The sequence below is a fragment of the Falsirhodobacter deserti genome (assembly GCF_004015795.1).
In the GTDB taxonomy this organism is placed as follows: domain Bacteria; phylum Pseudomonadota; class Alphaproteobacteria; order Rhodobacterales; family Rhodobacteraceae; genus Falsirhodobacter; species Falsirhodobacter deserti.
This window is the reverse complement of the sequence record NZ_ML137218.1, coordinates 1,277,153-1,295,442: the sequence shown is the minus strand read 5'-3', so window position 1 is coordinate 1,295,442 and position 18,290 is coordinate 1,277,153. Positions and strand designations below refer to the sequence as shown.

Here is an 18,290-nt window from a genome sequence, read left to right as displayed (position 1 = left end):
CCAGAAGTCCTGCGAAATGAAGGGCAAGTCAACTGCCTTCGTCGCGCCCTTTCCCATACCGTAGCGTCGGGATATGGTGGCCGTTCCCACTGCCGGAGACGACATGACCCCCGATCCCACACGCCGCATTCCCACCATCATCGCTGCCGAAATCGGGGCCGCGCCGCAGCAGGTAACCGCCGCCATCACCTTGCTGGATGGCGGGGCGACGGTCCCTTTCGTTGCACGTTACCGCAAGGAGGTGACGGGCGGGCTGGACGATACGCAGCTGCGCCTTCTTTCCGAGCGGCTCGGCTATCTGCGCGAGATGGAGGCGCGGCGGACGGCCATCCTGAAATCCATCTCCGATCAGGGCAAGCTGACGGGCGATCTTGAAACGCGCATCGCCGGCGTCACCACGAAGGCAGAGCTTGAGGACATCTATCTGCCCTACAAGCCCAAGCGCCGGACGAAGGCTATGATCGCGCGGGAAAACGGGCTGGCGCCGCTGGCCGAACGTATTCTTGCCAACCGCAACGCGGACCCCGCGAAACTGGCCGAAGGTTTCGTGACCGAAGCCGTCGCCGATGCGAAGGCAGCATTGGAAGGCGCACGCGACATCGTGGCCGAGGGACTGGCCGAGAATGCCGACCTGCTGGCCCGCCTGCGTGGCCACATGAAAACAGTCGGCCGCCTGTCCGCCCGCGTGGTGGAAGGAAAGGAGGCCGAGGGCGCGAAGTTCGCCGCCTATTTCGCCCATGACGAGGATTGGTCGAAGGCGCCGGGGCACCGTGTGCTGGCGATGCTGCGCGGGCGGAACGAGGGGGTCCTGAACCTTGATCTGGGCGTCGATGCCGATGCACCGCGCGGGCAAAGTCCGGCCGAACGCATGGCGGGCGCGGCGCTTCGAGCGAACGGGCAGGGCGCGGGCGATGCCTGGCTGCGCGACGCGGCGGCCTGGACCTGGCGCGTGAAGCTGAAAACCTCGCTGACACTGGACCTGATGACCGATCTGCGAGAGCGGGCCGAGGCCGAGGCCATAGACGTGTTCGCCCGCAACCTGAAGGATCTGCTGCTGGCCGCGCCGGCGGGCGGGAAGGCAACGCTGGGCGTGGACCCGGGCATCCGAACGGGCTGCAAGCTGGCGGTGGTGGATGGAACGGGCAAGGTTCTTGAAACGGCAACCATCTATCCGTTCCAGCCCAGGAACGACATCCGCGGCGCTTCGGCCGATCTGGCGCGCCTGATCCGCGCGCATGGCGTGAAGCTGGTGGCCATCGGCAATGGCACCGCCAGCCGCGAAACGGAAAAGCTGGTGGCGGACGTGATTTCGGCCCTGCCGGAAAAGCCGGTAAAGGTGATCGTATCGGAGGCGGGCGCATCGGTTTACTCCGCATCCGAACTTGCCGCGAAAGAGTTTCCGGGCTTGGATGTTTCGCTTCGCGGCGCCGTTTCCATCGCGCGGCGCTTGCAGGACCCGCTGGCCGAACTCGTGAAGATCGAGCCGAAAAGCATCGGCGTCGGCCAGTACCAGCATGACGTCGATCAGTCCCGTCTGGCCCGGCAGCTTGATGCCGTGGTCGAGGATGCCGTGAACGCGGTGGGTGTCGATCTGAACACGGCATCGGCCCCGCTGCTGGCGCGTGTGTCCGGGCTTGGCACGTCGCTTGCCGAGGCGATCGTGGCGCATCGGGATACGCAGGGGCGCTTCAACTCCCGCCGTGAACTGCTGAAGGTAGCCCGTCTTGGCCCCAAGGCGTTCGAGCAGGCGGCAGGCTTCCTGCGTATTCCCGACGGGACAGAACCGCTGGATGCATCCTCCGTCCACCCGGAGGCCTATGATGTGGCACGGCGGATTGTCGCCTCCTGCGGGCGGGATCTGCGCGCACTGATGGGGGACAGCGCCGCGCTGAAATCGGTGAACCCACGCGACTTCATCGACGAGCGGTTCGGCCTGCCTACGGTCAAGGACATTCTGGCCGAGCTGGAAAAACCGGGCCGCGACCCGCGTCCCGAATTCAGGACAGCCACCTTCGCCGAAGGCGTGAACGAGATCACGGACCTGAAGCCCGGCATGATGCTGGAAGGCACCGTGACCAATGTGGCCGCTTTCGGGGCCTTTGTGGATATCGGGGTGCATCAGGACGGTCTGGTGCATGTCAGCCAACTGGCCGACCGTTTCGTGAAAGATCCCCATGAAGTGGTGAAGGCCGGCGATGTTGTGAAGGTGCGCGTGACCGAGGTGGACGTGCCGCGCAAGCGGATTGGCCTGACGATGCGCAAGGATGGCGGCGCCGCGCCCGAAAAGCGGGAAGAAAAGCCGAAGGTGCGCGGCCCGATGCAATCTGCCCCTCGCAGCTCGGGCGGAAATGCCTTCGCCGATGCGCTGAAGGGCTTGCGGAATTAATTGGGCGGCCAATCGGCCGCCCATTTTCGGCGGCCCGCTTTGCACGGAGCGACGTGCCTAAACCATCCGGTGCAGCCAAGTGCATATTAACCCACCAGAATCGCAGCAGATACATGTAGCTTGCGAGGGATGGCATGAAGGCGCGCGCATCTTTCCTTGCGGCCACGCTTGGGTTCAGGACATATTGCTTCGTCGCCAGCTTCCATCCCTAAATTATATTGCGTTTTATCCGCAAATAATGCAGAAAGAAGTGGAGCTATCCTGCTGTAGCTCAAAGGGAGGAAGTCATGACGTTTTTTGCAAACAGGCTGGTTGCAGCCTGCTTGGCGACGTTTGTCGCCATCGGTCCGGCGGCGGCGCAGGATCTTGAAGTTTCGATCCTCGCGCCCGCGGGCGCAGGTGGTGGATGGGACTCGGCTGCGCGGTCGCTTCAGCAAGTGATGATGTCCACGGGCAATGCCCGCAGCGTTCAGGTGGTCAATGTTCCCGGTGCGGGAGGCACCGTGGGTCTGGCCCAGTTCGTTCAAAGCGCCGAAGGTTCACCCAACCAGATGCTTGTTGGCGGGATCACGATGGTGGGCGCCATCATCACCAACGGTGCCCCTTATGATCTGACCAACGTCACGCCGATCGCCAGGTTGACGGGCGATCCGCTGGTGATCGCCGTTCCCGCATCCTCGCCCTATCAGACGATGGCCGACCTGATGGCCGGCATCGAAGGCAACGTGGAGCGTACGATCTGGGCCGGCGGCTCGGCGGGCGGTGCAGATCACATTCTGGCAGCCTTGGTGACGCAGGCGGCCGGTCAGGATCCTGCCAAGGTCAACTATGTCGCCTATTCCGGCGGCGGAGAGGCCCTTGCAGCCATGCTGGGCGGGCAGGTCACGGCGGGCATCTCGGGCTATGGCGAGTGGCAGGGCCAGATCGAATCCGGCGATCTTCGCGCCCTTGCGATTTCCTACCCCGAGCCGATCGAGGGGATCGATGCGCAGCCCCTGAAGGCGCAAGGCTATGACATCGAACTGGTCAACTGGCGCGGCATCTTCGCTGGCCCCGGCATCAGCGACGAAGACAAGGCAGTGCTGGAGGAAGCCGTTTCCAACACCGTCCAATCCGCCGAATGGCAGGAACTGATCGCCGCCCGCGGCTGGTCCGACTATTACGCCGGGTCGGAAGAGTTCACCGACTTCATCGCTTCGGAAGCCGAGCGCGTGCACGAGGTTCTCAGCTCCATCGGTCTTGCGAACTGAATAAGGTGCGGGCGGTAAAACCGCCCGCCCGTCACGGGACAAGAAGGGGGGAGCCATGATCCAGCCAGCCACTACCGGATTTCACCGGCCCACGCTTATCATCGGGGTCGCGTTGTTCGCGATCGCGGCGATCACTTTCAATGATGCGCGCAACATGAACATCCGTGCGAGTTATGGCATGGGTGCGGACGCAGCGTCCTATTTCGTCGCGGCCTTTCTTGCGATCCTGGGCGTCGGGCACCTGTTTGCCGCGTTCCGTCCGGGGATCGAGGCAGAGCAGGCGGCCTGGAAGGCCTTCAGCTGGGTTGTCCTTGGGCTGTTCGGCCTGGTCGGCGCGATCTGGCTGGGCGCGGGCTTCATCCTCGCCTCCACGCTGCTGTTCGTGTTCACCGCGCGCGCCTTCGGGCGCCGGGCGCTGATCAAGGACGCGGCCATCGGCGCGGTGTTGGCCATCGGCATCTTCCTTCTGTTCAACAAGATTCTTACCCTCGCGCTGCCCATGGGGCCGTTCGAGCGGCTTTTCTGAGGTCGCCATGGACTCGCTGGTTTATCTTCTCGGCGGATTCGCTACGGCGCTGGAGCCGATGAATCTGGTTTTCGCCGCCATCGGCGTTCTTCTTGGCACCGCCGTTGGTGTGCTGCCGGGCATTGGCCCTGCCTTGACGGTGGCCTTGCTGCTGCCGGTGACGTTCAAGCTGGACCCCGGCGGGTCTCTCATCATGTTTGCCGGGATCTATTATGGCGGGATGTATGGCGGATCGACCACGGCCATCCTGCTGAACACGCCGGGTGAAAGCGCCTCGGTCGTGACGGCGCTAGAGGGCAACCAGATGGCGCGGCGCGGGCGCGGCGGGCCCGCACTGGCGACGGCGGCGATCGGATCGTTCGTGGCCGCCCTGATCGCGACGCTGGGGCTTGCCTTCCTTGCGCCGCTGCTGGTGAAGGTTGCCGTCAAATTCGGTCCATGGGATTACTTCGGCCTGATGTTGATCGCCTTCGTGACGGTGTCGGCAACCTTCGGAAGCTCGCCGTTGCGGGGGCTGACCAGCCTTGCGATCGGCCTGTGGCTGGGCCTGATCGGCATCGACCAGCTGACCGGCCAGACGCGGCTGGCTTTCGGCGTGCCCAACCTCTTTGACGGGATAGAGGTGACCACGCTGGCCGTCGGGCTTTTCGCGATCGGGGAGGCGCTGCATGTCGTGTCCCGTCATCTTCGCACCTCTGAAAAGCCCATTGCCATCAAGGGGTCGATCTGGATGTCCCGTGAGGATTGGTCGCGGTCGTGGAAGCCGTGGATCCGCGGCACCGCCCTGGGCTTTCCCATCGGCGCCCTTCCTGCGGGCGGGGCAGAGATTCCGACCTTCCTCAGCTATACCATGGAACGCAAGCTGTCGAAGAAGCCGGAGGAGTTCGGCACTGGCGCCATCGAGGGCGTTGCCGGGCCGGAGGCTGCCAACAACGCCTCTGCCGCTGGAACGCTGGTGCCGCTGCTGACGCTGGGCCTGCCAACCTCGGCCACTGCCGCGGTGATGCTGGCGGGTTTCCAGCAATACAACCTGCAACCGGGCCCGCTGCTGTTCGTGCAGTATCCGGCGCTGGTCTGGGGGCTGGTGGCGTCGCTGTTCATCGCCAACGTCATGCTGCTGGTGCTGAATCTGCCGCTGGTCGGGCTATGGGTGCGCCTGCTGAAGATCCCGGTGCCATGGCTTTATGCGGGCATCCTTGTCTTTGCATCGATGGGAACCATTGCGGCCAATCCTTCGGTGGTGGAACTGCTGCTTCTGCTTGGCTTCGGCTTCCTCGGTTTTCTGATGCGCCGCTACGATTATCCCATCGCGCCGGTCGTGGTCGGGCTGATCCTTGGCCCCTTGGCGGACAGCGCGCTGCGCCGGTCGCTGCAGATGAGCCTCGGCGATCCGATGATCCTGCTGCAGCATCCCGGATCGGCGATCATGATCGGCATTGCGACGCTGGCGCTTGTGGCCCCGTTCCTGTTCCGCGGCCTTGCAAAATTCCGCCAGGACGAGGATTGAGGCCCCAGAAGAAGGAGCAGTCATGGCACGCGGCAGTCTATCCCCCCAGATCATCTCTCGGATCCTGGATCATGCCCGCGCCAACGGCTTCAAGGCCGGCCAGCATCTGCCTGCGCAGGTGCTGGCCGACACGTGCCGCGTGTCGCGCGCGCCCATCGTCGCGGCGCTGAAGAAGCTGGCGGAGCAGGGCCTTGTCCGCTCCGAACCGAACCGGGGCTTCTTTCTTGCCCATGATGCCGGTGATCTGCCCCCGGCAGCAGAGGAGGGGGAGGATCCCGACTATTTCCAGATCGCCGAGGACCGTCTTGCCGGCAAGCTTGCCGACCGGATCAGCGAGACGGAGCTGATGCGGATCTACGGGCTCCCGCGCGGCAGGCTGCTTCGCATTTTGCACCGCATCGCCGAGGAGGGATGGATCGACCGCCTTCCCGGCAATGGATGGCAGTTCCGGGAAACCCTGACCTCGCGCAAGACCTATGAGGACGCCTATAACTTCCGGGCCGCGATCGAGATGCAGGCATTGCTTTTGCCAAGTTTCCGGATCGATCCGGAAGCCTTTGCTGCCGCACGCCAGCATCAGACGGCATTGCTGCAGCATTATGAAGACCAAAGCCGCTCGGCGATCTTTGGCACCAATATCGGTTTCCACGAGATGCTGATGCGATGCGCCAACAACGACTTCTTTCTTGATGCCGTGCGCCGCATCAACCGTATCCGGCGGTTGCTGGAATATCGCATAACGAACGACCGCACTCGCCTGCCGCAGCAATGCCGTGAGCATCTGCAGATCCTTGATCTTATCGAGGCGAAGGACATGCATGCCGCCGCAACCTTCCTGCATCGCCACGTGCGCGAGGCAGGAAGCATCAAGGTGCGGCTGATCAACTGATATTGCACTTTATCGACCAAAAATGCTAACCCTGCCGCAGCCGGGGGGAGAAAACGATGGCCAACGACTCGACGTTCTCGTTCAACGGGACGGATTATCGCGTTGCCGATCTTCACGGGGCCGCGGAAGGCAAGCTGCGCAAGCTTCCCCATATCCATCGGCTTCTTCTTGAAAACGTTCTGCGGACGGCGGGCGATGACGCCGGGCGGGCGCGCAGGGCGATCCTGTCATGGCTGGAAACGGGACGAAGCGAAGAGGAGATACCATTTCTTCCGTCGCGCGTGCTCATGCATGACACCACATGCGGGCCCGCCTTGGTGGACATTGCGGCGATGCGGTCGGCCCTTGCCGAAGCAGGGCATGATCCGCAACTTCTTAATCCCGTTCTGCCCGTGGATGTCTCGACCGATCATTCGCTTGCCGTGGATGTCTTCGCCTCTCCCGATGCAGTGCAGCGGAACCTGGCCAATGAATACCGCCGCAATGGCGAGCGGTATCGCTTCATGAAATGGGCGACGAAGGCGCTGAGCAATTTCCGGGTGCATCCACCCGGCACCGGGATCATGCACACGCTGAACCTTGAACGGCTGGCAACGGTCGTGACCGAGCGGGACGGCTGGCTCATCCCCGACACCCTGATCGGGACGGACAGCCACACGCCCATGATCAACGGCATCGGCGTTCTGGCTTGGGGCGTCGGCGGCATCGAGGCGGAAAGCGTCTTCTTCGGCATGCCGGTGATGCTTCGTGTGCCCGACATCGTGGGCGTGCGACTGACGGGCGCCTTGCACGAGGGGGTGACGGCAACCGACTTCGCATTGACCGTGACCGAGCGCCTGCGCCGGATCGATCTTGCGGACAAGTTCGTCGAGTTCTTCGGGCCGGGCGTATCCTCGCTTTCGGCAGGGGATCGGGCGGTGGTTGCCAACATGACGCCGGAATTCGGCGCAAATTCCGGGTTCTTCGCTGTGGATGATGCCACCACGGCCTATCTTCTTGGCACGGGCCGCCCGGCAGATCATGTCGCGAGGCTGGAAGCTTATTGCCGCCAACAATCGCTCTGGTTCGATCCCGACGAGGAGCCGGTTTTCACCAGCGTCGTCGAGATAGACCTGTCAGAGGTCGAGGTCAGTGTCGCAGGGCCGCGCCGTCCGCAGGACCGGATGCCCGCGTCGGCAACAGCGGATGCGGCAAGCAGGGTGCGGGGCGGGCCGCCGGTTGCGGCCCTTGCGGGCCAGTCGCCTGATGGGGGGGTTGCGATCGCTGCCATCACCAGTTGCACCAACACGTCGGACCCGCGTCTGCTGATCGCCGCAGGCCTGCTGGCCCGCAAGGCGCGTGCGCTTGGGCTGAAGCCACCCGCGCATGTGAAAACATCGCTCGCGCCCGGATCGCCAACCGCGCAGCGTTACCTGGAGCGTTCAGGCCTGCTGGAGGATCTGGAGGCCGTCGGCTTCGGTATCGTTGGTTTCGGTTGCACCACCTGCATCGGCAATTCCGGTTCGTTACCCCGCGTCGCGGTGGAGGCGCAGGCCGAAGGGCGCCTTCAGGTTGCGGTCCTGTCGGGCAACCGCAACTTTCCCGGTCGTGTGCATCCGCAGTTGGAAGCGGGCTTTCTTGCCTCCCCTCCGCTGGTCATAGCCTTTGCACTGGCAGGGGACGTGGAGCGCGACATTCTGCGGGACCCGCTCGCACTGGGTGTTCATCTGCGCGATATCTGGCCAAGCGGGGCCGAGATCGATGCCGCGCTGGCGCTCGCGATGGACAGCGCCGATTTCGCGGCTGCCTATCAAGCTGCGGAAGACAGCGAGATGTGGGCGGAACTGGACGCGCCCGACACTCCGCTTTTTCCTTGGGACCCGAAGTCCACGTACATCCGACGCCCGCCTTTCGCGTCGTTCAACAAGGGAAGGGGTCTTCATGCGGTCCGGGCAACGCCCATCCTTGTTGTCGGGGATGATGTCACGACCGACCACATTTCGCCCGCCAGCCAGATCCCTGCAGGCGGCGAGGCAGGAAGATATCTGATCGAGAACGGAGAAGACCCCAAGGATCTGAACGTCTTTTCATCCCGGCGTGGGAATTGGGAGGCGATGCTGCGGGGGTTGTTCACGAACCGCTCGGTAATGAACCTGCTGAGAAAGGACATCCCGCCGGGATCCACCGTGATGCCGAACGGAGAAATCCTGCCTTTGTGGCACGCAGCCGAACGATACCGCGAAACTGCCACACCGGTGGTTATCGTTGCGGGCGAACGTTACGGCATGGGATCTTCACGCGACTGGGCCGCAAAAGGTGCGGCGCTGCTTGGCGCACGGGCCGTCCTTGCTGCCAGCTTCGAACGCATCCACCGCTCCAACCTGATCGGGATGGGCATCCTGCCCCTGCGCATGGTGTCGGAAACGCCTGCGTCACTTGCCCTGGATGTGCGCGACGGGATCGACCTTGATCTGGACCCTGCAAAGCTGACGCCTCGCGCCAAGATGCAGGTCATCGTAGATCGCTTCTCGGGTGAGAAACTGCGGATCGACTGCGTTGCAGCGATCGAAACCTCACTGGAGGTGGAGACGTTGCAGAATGGCGGGATCATGCCCTTGATTCTTCGCCGCATGATCGGTGGGGAATCGTGACGGGCGGCTGGTGTCATCCGGTGCTGTTCCGGCAGCATCAATCATGTGCCGACGCGCACTTTCCCGAGATTTTTACGACAAGCAGCGTGCCAGAGGTTGGCCATCTGGCGGTCCGCAGGCCGTTGCCGCCTGCTGTCCGCGCCTGCCGAAAAATCTTGTCCGACAGCGGGGCTTAACCGGCGTGGCTGCGGCAGGTCTGGACCTGCCGCGAAGCCCGTCTTAAAACGGGATTTCGTCGTCAAAATCGTTGGAGCGACCGGCTGCGGGCGCACCGCCACCCGAACGCCCGCCGCCGCTGCTGCGGCCGCCTTCGTAATCATATCCGCCGGACTGGCCGCCACGATCTTCATATCCGCCGCCCGAGGATGCGCCGCCGCCTTCACCGCGTCCGCCCAGCATGGTCAGTTGGCTGCGGAAGGGGCGCAGCACCACCTCGGTGGAATACCGGTCGGCGCCGGACTGGTCCTGCCATTTGCGGGTTTCCAGCTGGCCTTCCAGATAAACCGAGGAGCCCTTGCGCAGGTATTGTTCAGCCACCTTCACGAGGTTTTCGTCCATGATGGCAACGGAATGCCACTCGGTACGCTCCTTCCGTTCCCCCGAAGCGCGGTCGCGCCACGTTTCGGTGGTGGCAACGCGCAGGTTGCACACGCGCCCGCCGTTCTGGAAGCTGCGCACCTCGGGATCGCGGCCGAGATTGCCGATGATGATGACCTTGTTGACCGAACCTGCCATGTGCGTTCCCCAGTAAAACCTTGCGACAGGGCTTACACGCGTGCCCTTCCACCCGCAAGGAAGGTTTCAGGCCGCGCAGGCTGGCACCGCTGACGTTTTCGCGTATAGTCGCGGACGGGACAGCGAAGGGCGGATGGATGAAACGCATTGCGCTTGCGGCCTGCATGGCCGCGATGATGGCCGGAACGGCCGGTGCCGAAGGAATTTTCGCAAGCAGCGGCGGCGGGGGCGGATCGCGCCTTTCGGCACAGTTCAGCGTGCTGGACGGGCGGGCAGGGCGGCAATATTCCGGATCTACCCGGTTGCGCCCACCGTCCGAGGTGAAAGAGCCGGAGGGTCCCCGTTATACCGGATCCTATCGCGGGCAGTATCTGGCCACGGCTCGTGCAGCCGCGCAGAAATACAACGTGCCGGAGGAGCTTTTCCTGCGTCTTGTGCAGCAGGAGTCGGGATGGAACCCCATGGCGGTTTCCGTCAAGGGCGCGCGCGGGTTGGCACAGTTGATGCCCGATACGGCGCGCCTGCTGGGCGCGGCCATCGATGATCCGGCATCGAATCTTCATGGCGGCGCACGCTATTTGCGCATGATGTATGACCGGTTCGGCAACTGGCAGCACGCGCTGGCGGCCTATAATGCGGGCCCCATGGCTGTTGAGCGGTATGGCGGTATTCCACCCTATGCCGAAACGCAGGCCTATGTGAAGGTCATCGCGGGCGGCTGATCGGGGGCAGGTGCCCCCGCGCCTTAGACCAGTGCGCCTTCGGCCGAGATGCGCGTCTTGCCACCAAGATACGGCCAAACTGCCTCGGGCAGATCCACCGACCCGTCTTCCTGCTGGCCGTTTTCCAGTACCGCGATAAGGCAGCGGCCCACGGCAAGTCCCGATCCGTTCAGCGTGTGAACGAATTCCGGTTTTCCGCCTTCGGGGCGGAAGCGGGCATTCATGCGCCGCGCCTGGAAATCGCCGCAAACCGACACGGACGAGATTTCACGATAGGTGTTCTGGCCGGGCAGCCACACCTCCAGATCGTGGGTCTTCGTGGCACCGAAGCCCATGTCGCCGGTGCAAAGAACCATCACGCGATAAGGCAGGCCCAGCTTTTGCAGGATCGCCTCGGCGCAGCCGGTCATGCGGTCATGTTCGGCTTCCGACTGGTCGGGCGTGGTAATGGAAACCATCTCCACCTTTTCGAACTGGTGCTGGCGCAGCATGCCGGATGTGTCCTTGCCGGCCGAACCCGCTTCAGAGCGGAAGCACTGGGTATGGGCCGCCATGCGGATCGGCAGGACCTCCCAGTCAAGGATGTCGCCGGCAACGGTGTTGGTCAGCGTTACTTCCGAAGTGGGAACCAGCCACCAGCCATTGGTGGTGCGATAGCTGTCTTCCGAGAATTTCGGAAGCTGGCCGGTGCCAAGCATCGCCTCGTCACGCACAAGGACCGGCGTCCATGTTTCCGTCAGGCCGTGATCGGTCACATGCGTGTCCAGCATGAACTGCGCCAGCGCGCGGTGCAGGCGGACGACCGCGCCCTGCAGCACGACAAAGCGGCTGCCCGAAAGCTTGGCCGCAGTGGCGAAATCCATGCCGGGCTTGGCGCCCGCGATTTCGAAATGCTCTTTCGGGGGGAAGTCGAAGGTGCGCGGGGTGCCCCAGCGGCGCAGCTCCACGTTCTCGTCCTCGCCTCCGCCATCGGGCACATCAGCGCGGGGAAGGTTCGGGATGGTCAGCAGCAGATCGCGCAGGCGCGCATCCTCGGCGGCGGCTTCTTCATTCAGGCGCGCGATATCGGCTTTCTTCTGCGCGACAAGGGCGCGCAAACGCTCGAACTCGGCCTCGTTGCCCGAAGCCTTGGCTGCGCCAACATCCTTGCTGGCGCGGTTCTGTTCGGCCTGCGCGGTTTCGGCAGCAAGGATCTTGCCGCGCCGCGCTTCGTCGATGGCAAGGATGCGCGACGACATCGGTTCGGCCCCGCGGCGCGACAAGGCCGCATCGAAAGCGGCTGGGTTCTCGCGGATGGCGCGAATGTCGTGCATGTCCTTGCTCCTGATGAATGAACTTCGGCCTTTCCTATGCCCCATCGCGGCGCGCCGGGGAACCGGAAAAATCCCGCAGCCCGCGCCGTAGAAACGTGAGGCGGCTGCGCGTATATGCCCCGCACCCGCCGGCTTGCCATCGGAGGGGGGCGCCATTAGGGTGCGCCACCGACATCCGGGGCATTGCCCCGCGCCAGACGAGGAAAACGCATGTTCGCAACCCCCGCCTTCGCACAATCCGCAGCTTCGGGCGGCGCCGCCGGCGCGCTGACCAGCTTCGTGCCACTGATCCTGATCTTCGTGATCATGTACTTCCTGCTGATCCGTCCGCAGCAGAAGAAGGTCAAGGAACACCGCAACATGGTGGAACAGCTGCGCCGCGGCGATCAGGTCGTCACGCAGGGCGGCATCATCGGCAAGGTGACGCACGTTGCCGAGGGCAATGAGATCCAGGTGGAGATCGCCGAGGGCGTGAAGGTCAAGGTCCTGCGCCACACGATCGCGCAGGTCATCTCCAAGACCGAACCCGTCGCCTGATTTTCATGACCCGGACCTGAAGATGCTGCAGATACCCCTCTGGAAACGGTTCCTCATCTGGGGCATTTGCGCCCTTGCGGTGCTGTTCGCCATCCCCAATGCCTTTTATGGCCGGGTCGAAAGTCACAACGACGCGCTGGCCGCGGTGGCGGTGCAAGGCACTGCCCCCACGCCCCAGCAGCAGGCGGCCATCGAAAGCTGGCCCAGCTGGATGCCTTCGGGCCTGATGAACCTTGGCCTCGATCTGCGGGGCGGGGCGCATCTTCTGGCCGAAGTGCAGCTTTCCGACGTATATGCCGACCGGATCGACGGGCTTTGGCCCGAAATGCGCGACGCCCTGCGCGCCGCACGGGCAGAGGTCGGGAGCATCCGCCGCGCACCGTCCGAACCGGGCGTGCTGCGCATCCAGATTTCCAACCCCGATGGCATTGCACGTGCGGTCCAGATCGCCCGCGGTCTGGCCCAACCCGTCCAAAGCGTGACCGGCACCGGCCAGAACGATCTTGACGTCCGGGGCGAGGGGGACACCATCGTCATCCAGCTGTCGGAGGCCGAACGCACCGCCACCGACCAGCGCACGTTGCAGCAGAGCCTGGAAATCATCCGCCGCCGCGTGGACGAAGTGGGCACGCGCGAGCCGACGATCCAGCGTCAGGGCGATGACCGCATCCTGATCGAGGTTCCGGGCATCGGCTCTGCCGCCGAACTCAAATCGCTGATCGGCACCACGGCCCAACTGACCTTCAACACGGTTGTCAACCGCACCACCGACGCGAACACGCCGGTGGAGCCGGGGCAGGAACTGCTGGAATCCGAGGATGAGCCGGGCGTTTATTATGTCGTTCAGGCCACGCCGGTGGTTTCGGGCGAACAACTTGTGGATGCGCAGCCCGCCTTCGACCAGAACAACCGCCCTGCAGTGAACTTCCGCTTCAACGGATCGGGCGGGCGCATCTTCGGCGATTACACCGCTCAGAACATCGGCCGTCCCTTTGCCATCGTTCTGGACGAACGCGTCATCTCGGCCCCCGTCATCAACTCGGCCATTCCGGGCGGATCGGGGATCATCACCGGCAACTTCACCGTCGAACAGTCGACGGAACTTGCCGTCCTGCTGCGCGCCGGGGCCCTTCCGGCCGGTCTGGAATTCCTTGAAGAACGCACCATCGGGCCGGAGCTTGGGCAGGACAGCATCGATGCCGGGCGGACGGCTTCGATCGTTGCCATGATCGCGGTCGTGGTGTTCATGGTCGCCTGCTATGGCTGGTTCGGGATGATGGCCAACATCGCGCTGGCCGTGAACGTCATTGCCATCTTCGCGGTCCTGTCGCTGATCGGCGCGACACTGACGCTGCCGGGCATCGCGGGGATCGTGCTGACCATGGGCATGGCCGTGGACGCCAACGTGCTGATCTTCGAGCGTGTCCGGGAAGAGCTGCGGGCAGGCCGCAACGCGGTGCGTGCGCTGGATGAAGGTTTCCAGAAGGCGCTTTCGGCCATCATCGACGCCAACATCACCACGTTCCTGACGGCAGTGATCATGTTCGCCGTGGGCTCCGGCCCAGTGCGCGGCTTTGCCGTGACGCTGGGGATCGGTATCATCGTGTCGATGTTCACGTCCATTTTCGTCGCCCGTTCGCTGATCGCCACCTGGTATGCGTGGCGCCGGCCCAAGACCATCACCGTGTAAGGAGAGGCGAACATGGCCCTTCGTCTGAAGCTCGTCCCCGATACCACGACGATCAACTTCTTCCGCTGGCAGTGGCTGACCTTTGGCAGCTCCATCGCGCTTATGATCGCTTCGCTGGTGATCGTGGCGGTCATGGGGCTGAACTTCGGCATCGACTTCCGCGGCGGCACCACGATCCGCACCGAATCCACGCAAGAGGTGGATGTGGGCACCTATCGCTCTGCCCTGCAGCCGCTGGGCATCGGTGACATCATCATCACCGAGGTGTTCGATCCCGGGTTCCGCGCCGACCAGCACGTCGCCTCCATCCGGATCGAGGCACAAGAGAATGCCGAAGCCGCCACGCCCGAAACCGTCGCGCGGGTGCAGGATGCCCTGCGCGAGATCGACCCGTCGATCACCTTTCCGTCGGTCGAATCCGTGGGCCCGAAGGTTTCGGGGGAGCTTGTCCGCTCGGCCGTGATCGCGCTGGTCCTCGCGGCGCTTGGCATCGGGATCTATATCTGGTTCCGGTTCGAATGGCAGTTCGCACTCGGCACGGTCGTGGCTTCGGTCCATGACGTGCTGGTAACCGTCGGCATTCTCGCGCTGTTCCAGATACGGTTCGACCTGACCACCGTTGCGGCGCTTCTGACGATCCTTGGCTATTCGGTGAACGACACGGTTGTGGTATTCGACCGCCTGCGCGAAAACCTGCGGAAATACAAAACCATGCCGCTGCGCGACGTGATGAACCTGTCGGTCAACGAAACGCTGAGCCGCACGATCATGACGGTCGTCACAACGCTGATCGCACTGTTCGCACTGCTGATCTTTGGCGGCGACGTGCTGCGCGGCTTTGTTTCCACGATCATCTTCGGCGTGATCCTCGGTACCTATTCCTCGATCTACATGGCCAAGAACCTTGTCCTCTGGATCGGTGTGAACCGCGAGCCGAAGGCCAATCCGAAGGCCGGCACCAAGTTTGCGGATATCGACGCCTGATGCCCCTGATCGAGGAAATCTCGTACCCCGAAGCGCAGCCGGTGGAAGGCTACGGCCCCGGCTTCTTCCGCATTGCCGGCAAAGTGCTCGAAGGCCCCTTGCTGGTTTCCCCGTGGAGCACGGTCGGCTGGGGCGGATACGAGGATACCGCAACGCCGCTGGCGCTTGCGGACAGGATAGACGTGCTGTTCCTTGGAACCGGTTCCGAAATCGCCCATGCACCGCGCGCCTTTCGCCAGGCAATCGAAGCTGCCGGCGTGGGGGTGGAGGTCATGAACTCCCCCGCTGCCTGCCGTACCTATAACATCCTTCTGTCAGAGGGGCGGCGCATTGCGGCGGCGCTGATTCCTGTCGGCCCTTGACCGGCGTCACGCCATGCGCCATTCCGACGCGCATGGTTCCGATGGATAAACTCGCGCAGATCACCCGCCGCTTCGAATATCTCGAGGCGAAGCTGTCCTCTGGCGCCGCGCCGTCCGAGATTGCCGCCCTGTCGCGGGAATATGGCGATCTGAAACCCGTGGTGACCGAGATCGCCGCCTATCGCCAGGCGCTGGACGATCTGGCCGAAGCCGAGGCGATGTTGTCCGACCCCGAGATGCGCGCCTTGGCCGAGGATGAGATCCCCGTTCTGCGCGCCCGTATCCCTGAAATGGAGCAGGCCCTGCGCCTTGCGCTGCTGCCCAAGGATGCCGCCGATGCGCGGCCCGCGATCCTTGAGATCCGCCCGGGCACCGGCGGCGACGAGGCGGCGCTTTTCGCAGGCGATCTGCTGCGAATGTACCAACGGTATTCCGAAGCGCAGGGATGGAGCTTCCAGATCATCGACCTTGCGGAAAGCGATCTTGGCGGTATCCGCGAAGCAACTGCGCTGGTGCAGGGCGAAGGGGTCTTCGCCCGACTGAAGTACGAATCCGGCGTGCACCGCGTGCAGCGCGTGCCCGAGACAGAGGCAGGAGGGCGCATCCACACCTCGGCCGCAACGGTTGCCGTGCTGCCCGAGGCGGAGGAGGTGGAGATTGACATCCCCGCCAGCGACATCCGCATCGATACCATGCGCGCTTCGGGGGCGGGGGGGCAGCACGTCAACACAACCGATTCTGCCGTCCGGATAACGCACATACCCACGGGCATCGTCGTCACCAGTTCGGAAAAAAGCCAGCACCAGAACCGCGCCATCGCGATGCAGGTGCTGCGCGCCCGGCTGTACGAAATGGAGCGGGACAAGGCCGACACCGCCCGCGCCGCCGATCGCAAGGCGCAGGTTGGCAGCGGCGACCGGAGCGAGCGCATCCGCACCTACAACTTCCCGCAGGGCCGGATGACCGACCACCGCATCAACCTGACCCTTTATGCGTTGCCGCAGATCATGGCCGGCGACCTGACCGAGGTGATCGACGCGCTCATCTCGCACGATCAGGCCGCCAAACTTGCCGAGATGGAGGCGTGATCGTCGCGGAGGCCCTGCGCGCGGGCACTGCGCGCCTGGCCAAGGCGGGGATCGACGAACCTGCCCGCGATGCCCGCTGGTTGCTGGCCCACATGATGGGATTCGCCCCCGACCGGCTGGTGCTGCACATGCAGGACGAGGTGGGCACTCACGCCGCCCATCGGTACGACATCGCGCTGACGGCCCGCGCCGCCCGCCAGCCCGTCGCCCAGATCGTCGGCGAGCGGATGTTCTGGGGCCGGCGGTTCAGGATTACCCCGGAAGTGCTGGACCCGCGCCCGGAAACGGAAACGCTGGTCGCATTGGCGCTTGCGGAACCGTTTGGCAGCGTTCTTGATCTTGGCACGGGTTCTGGCGCCATTGCCCTGACACTGATGGCCGAAACGGGGGCGGCGGCAACCGCCACCGATCTGTCCCCCGGTGCGCTGGCTGTTGCGGGCGAGAACGCGTCGCGCCTTGGCCTGCACCCGACGTTTCTGCTGGCCGATTGGTTTGCGGGCGTGCAGGGTCGTTTCGATCTGATCGTCTCCAACCCGCCCTATATCGCAGAGGACGAGATGGAGGGCCTTGCCCCCGAGGTGCGGGAGTGGGAGCCGCGCATGGCCCTGACGCCCGGCGGCGACGGTCTGGATCCATATCGCGCCATCGCGGCAGGCGCTGCGGATCATCTTTCCCCGAACGGTCGCCTGTTGGTGGAGATCGGGCCGACGCAGGGGCGGGCGGTTTGCGATCTTTTCCGCAGCCACGGGCTTGACGAAGTGGCTGTTCATGACGACCTTGATGGAAGAAGTCGGGTCGTTTCGGCCCGCAATCGCGATTTCCCCCGCGAAAGGCGCGATTAATTCACTATTGGCGGCAAACAGGTCTTGCCAGACTGCCCCTTGGGTGATTAGTGATCTACACGCGGCGGGCAACTGGTTATCAGCGCCCGCGCGGTCACGCCGATGCAGCACAGTCCGCTTGTGGCTCGCCCGTTGTTCGGGTGCCAGCATGCGCAGCAAGACTCAGGCAAGGCCAGATAATCGGATACAAGGACACTATGCGATCCTCCAAGTCCCGCTCGCGTTCAAAATCGAACCGCCCGCGCCCCTTGGGCAATATCATCAACCGCGTGTTCGACAGCTCCGGCCCCGAGGGGAAGGTGCGTGGCACGCCGCAGCAGATCATCGAGAAATACCTCGTTCTGGCGCGTGATGCCCAGCTTTCGAATGATCGGGTTGCAGCAGAAGCTTTCCTGCAACATGCCGAGCATTACACGCGCATGCTGAGCGAGGCGCAGCGCGAAATGGCGGCCGAGCAGGAGGCGCGCCAGCAGCAGCACGCGCAGAACCAGCAGCACCATAACCAGCGCCGCGACGACAACCGCGACCAGCAGCCGCGCCGTGACCGTGAAGACGATCCGCGCCGCGAGCGGGAAGAGGAAGCGCCCGCTCCGCAGGCCGAGGTGCAACCCGATCCCGCAGAGGCCGAGGCCCCGGCCGAGCAGGCCAGCCTTGATCTGCCGGCCGAGCAGCTTGAAGCGCCTGCAGCCGAAAAACCGCGCCGTCCGCGTGCACCCCGCGCGCCGCGCGCTGAAGGGGAAGCGCCGCGCCGCACCAACACGCGCCGTCCTCGCAAGAAGCCGGAAGACGCGCCCGAAGGTGCCGGCCCGCGCGAGACTGTGGAATAAGG

At 64.1% G+C, this 18,290-nt stretch carries 16 protein-coding genes; 14 read left to right on the top strand and 2 right to left on the bottom strand.

Features of this window, described 5'->3' with window-relative positions:
• The first annotated feature begins 103 nt into the window (after positions 1-103).
• The 6 genes from JX25_RS06505 (at position 104) to acnA (ending at position 9,188) form a co-directional block, all read left to right on the top strand.
• The gene (locus JX25_RS06505; protein ID WP_128254244.1) at positions 104-2,386 is read left to right on the top strand and encodes a Tex family protein; all 2,283 of its coding nucleotides are present in this window, start codon (positions 104-106) and stop codon (positions 2,384-2,386) included.
• A gap of 287 nt (positions 2,387-2,673) precedes the next feature.
• Positions 2,674-3,636: a Bug family tripartite tricarboxylate transporter substrate binding protein gene (locus JX25_RS06500; protein ID WP_128254243.1), complete on the top strand. Its 963-nt coding sequence runs from the start codon at positions 2,674-2,676 to the stop codon at positions 3,634-3,636.
• A 55-nt stretch (positions 3,637-3,691) separates the two neighbouring features.
• On the top strand, positions 3,692-4,162 hold the full coding sequence (locus JX25_RS06495; RefSeq protein WP_128254242.1) for a tripartite tricarboxylate transporter TctB family protein: 471 nt from the start codon (positions 3,692-3,694) through the stop codon (positions 4,160-4,162).
• A 7-nt stretch (positions 4,163-4,169) separates the two neighbouring features.
• Positions 4,170-5,669, top strand: a complete 1,500-nt coding sequence (locus JX25_RS06490) for a tripartite tricarboxylate transporter permease (protein WP_128254241.1) — start codon at positions 4,170-4,172, stop codon at positions 5,667-5,669.
• A 22-nt stretch (positions 5,670-5,691) separates the two neighbouring features.
• Positions 5,692-6,558, top strand: coding sequence for a GntR family transcriptional regulator (locus JX25_RS06485; protein WP_128254240.1), 867 nt, complete (start codon positions 5,692-5,694; stop codon positions 6,556-6,558).
• A 56-nt stretch (positions 6,559-6,614) separates the two neighbouring features.
• Positions 6,615-9,188 carry an aconitate hydratase AcnA gene (acnA, locus tag JX25_RS06480; protein WP_128254239.1) on the top strand — a complete coding sequence of 858 codons (2,574 nt, stop codon included), beginning with the start codon at positions 6,615-6,617 and terminating at the stop codon, positions 9,186-9,188.
• A 219-nt stretch (positions 9,189-9,407) separates the two neighbouring features.
• Here the strand turns inward: acnA and ssb are convergent, their stop codons facing one another.
• The gene (gene ssb / locus JX25_RS06475; RefSeq protein WP_128254238.1) at positions 9,408-9,923 is read right to left on the bottom strand and encodes a single-stranded DNA-binding protein; all 516 of its coding nucleotides are present in this window, start codon (positions 9,921-9,923) and stop codon (positions 9,408-9,410) included.
• Between the two features lie 137 nt (positions 9,924-10,060).
• Here ssb and JX25_RS06470 point away from each other — a divergent pair, with 137 nt between their 5' ends.
• Entirely contained in the window at positions 10,061-10,645 is a 585-nt protein-coding gene (locus JX25_RS06470; protein ID WP_128254237.1) for a lytic transglycosylase domain-containing protein, read from the top strand.
• A 23-nt stretch (positions 10,646-10,668) separates the two neighbouring features.
• Here the strand turns inward: JX25_RS06470 and serS are convergent, their stop codons facing one another.
• Positions 10,669-11,958 carry a serine--tRNA ligase gene (gene serS, locus JX25_RS06465; protein ID WP_128254236.1) on the bottom strand — a complete coding sequence of 430 codons (1,290 nt, stop codon included), beginning with the start codon at positions 11,956-11,958 and terminating at the stop codon, positions 10,669-10,671.
• Between the two features lie 210 nt (positions 11,959-12,168).
• Between serS and yajC the strand changes: the two genes are divergently transcribed.
• The 7 genes from yajC to JX25_RS06430 all read left to right on the top strand — a co-directional run bounded on the left by yajC (position 12,169) and on the right by JX25_RS06430 (position 18,288).
• The gene (yajC, locus tag JX25_RS06460; RefSeq protein WP_128254235.1) at positions 12,169-12,495 is read left to right on the top strand and encodes a preprotein translocase subunit YajC; all 327 of its coding nucleotides are present in this window, start codon (positions 12,169-12,171) and stop codon (positions 12,493-12,495) included.
• A gap of 22 nt (positions 12,496-12,517) precedes the next feature.
• Positions 12,518-14,185: a protein translocase subunit SecD gene (gene secD, locus JX25_RS06455; protein WP_128254234.1), complete on the top strand. Its 1,668-nt coding sequence runs from the start codon at positions 12,518-12,520 to the stop codon at positions 14,183-14,185.
• A 12-nt stretch (positions 14,186-14,197) separates the two neighbouring features.
• Positions 14,198-15,169 carry a protein translocase subunit SecF gene (gene secF, locus JX25_RS06450; protein ID WP_128254233.1) on the top strand — a complete coding sequence of 324 codons (972 nt, stop codon included), beginning with the start codon at positions 14,198-14,200 and terminating at the stop codon, positions 15,167-15,169.
• Entirely contained in the window at positions 15,169-15,531 is a 363-nt protein-coding gene (locus tag JX25_RS06445; protein ID WP_128254232.1) for an Mth938-like domain-containing protein, read from the top strand. Before secF ends, JX25_RS06445 begins: the two co-directional genes overlap by 1 nt.
• A 32-nt stretch (positions 15,532-15,563) precedes the next feature.
• Complete coding sequence (gene prfA / locus JX25_RS06440; protein WP_128254231.1) at positions 15,564-16,619, top strand: peptide chain release factor 1; 1,056 nt, start codon at positions 15,564-15,566, stop codon at positions 16,617-16,619.
• A complete protein-coding gene (gene prmC / locus JX25_RS06435; protein WP_128254230.1) occupies positions 16,616-17,461 on the top strand; it encodes a peptide chain release factor N(5)-glutamine methyltransferase in 846 nt (281 codons plus the stop codon). The genes prfA and prmC overlap by 4 nt, the downstream gene beginning before the upstream one ends.
• 197 nt (positions 17,462-17,658) lie before the next feature.
• Positions 17,659-18,288 carry a DUF4167 domain-containing protein gene (locus JX25_RS06430; RefSeq protein ID WP_128254229.1) on the top strand — a complete coding sequence of 210 codons (630 nt, stop codon included), beginning with the start codon at positions 17,659-17,661 and terminating at the stop codon, positions 18,286-18,288.
• Positions 18,289-18,290: the final 2 nt, after the last annotated feature.

Excerpts from the sequence above, each read along its gene's own strand:
- JX25_RS06470 (WP_128254237.1), top strand. The coding sequence starts at position 10,061 with ATGAAACGCATTGCGCTTGCGGCCTGCATGGCCGCGATGATGGCCGGA.
- JX25_RS06445 (WP_128254232.1), top strand. The coding sequence starts at position 15,169 with ATGCCCCTGATCGAGGAAATCTCGTACCCCGAAGCGCAGCCGGTGGAA.
- secD (WP_128254234.1), top strand. The coding sequence starts at position 12,518 with ATGCTGCAGATACCCCTCTGGAAACGGTTCCTCATCTGGGGCATTTGC.
- JX25_RS06500 (WP_128254243.1), top strand. The coding sequence starts at position 2,674 with ATGACGTTTTTTGCAAACAGGCTGGTTGCAGCCTGCTTGGCGACGTTT.
- yajC (WP_128254235.1), top strand. The coding sequence starts at position 12,169 with ATGTTCGCAACCCCCGCCTTCGCACAATCCGCAGCTTCGGGCGGCGCC.
- JX25_RS06430 (WP_128254229.1), top strand. The coding sequence starts at position 17,659 with ATGCGATCCTCCAAGTCCCGCTCGCGTTCAAAATCGAACCGCCCGCGC.
- serS (WP_128254236.1), bottom strand. The coding sequence starts at position 11,958 with ATGCACGACATTCGCGCCATCCGCGAGAACCCAGCCGCTTTCGATGCG.
- JX25_RS06495 (WP_128254242.1), top strand. The coding sequence starts at position 3,692 with ATGATCCAGCCAGCCACTACCGGATTTCACCGGCCCACGCTTATCATC.
- acnA (WP_128254239.1), top strand. The coding sequence starts at position 6,615 with ATGGCCAACGACTCGACGTTCTCGTTCAACGGGACGGATTATCGCGTT.
- ssb (WP_128254238.1), bottom strand. The coding sequence starts at position 9,923 with ATGGCAGGTTCGGTCAACAAGGTCATCATCATCGGCAATCTCGGCCGC.
- prfA (WP_128254231.1), top strand. The coding sequence starts at position 15,564 with ATGGTTCCGATGGATAAACTCGCGCAGATCACCCGCCGCTTCGAATAT.
- JX25_RS06485 (WP_128254240.1), top strand. The coding sequence starts at position 5,692 with ATGGCACGCGGCAGTCTATCCCCCCAGATCATCTCTCGGATCCTGGAT.
- secF (WP_128254233.1), top strand. The coding sequence starts at position 14,198 with ATGGCCCTTCGTCTGAAGCTCGTCCCCGATACCACGACGATCAACTTC.
- JX25_RS06490 (WP_128254241.1), top strand. The coding sequence starts at position 4,170 with ATGGACTCGCTGGTTTATCTTCTCGGCGGATTCGCTACGGCGCTGGAG.
- JX25_RS06505 (WP_128254244.1), top strand. The coding sequence starts at position 104 with ATGACCCCCGATCCCACACGCCGCATTCCCACCATCATCGCTGCCGAA.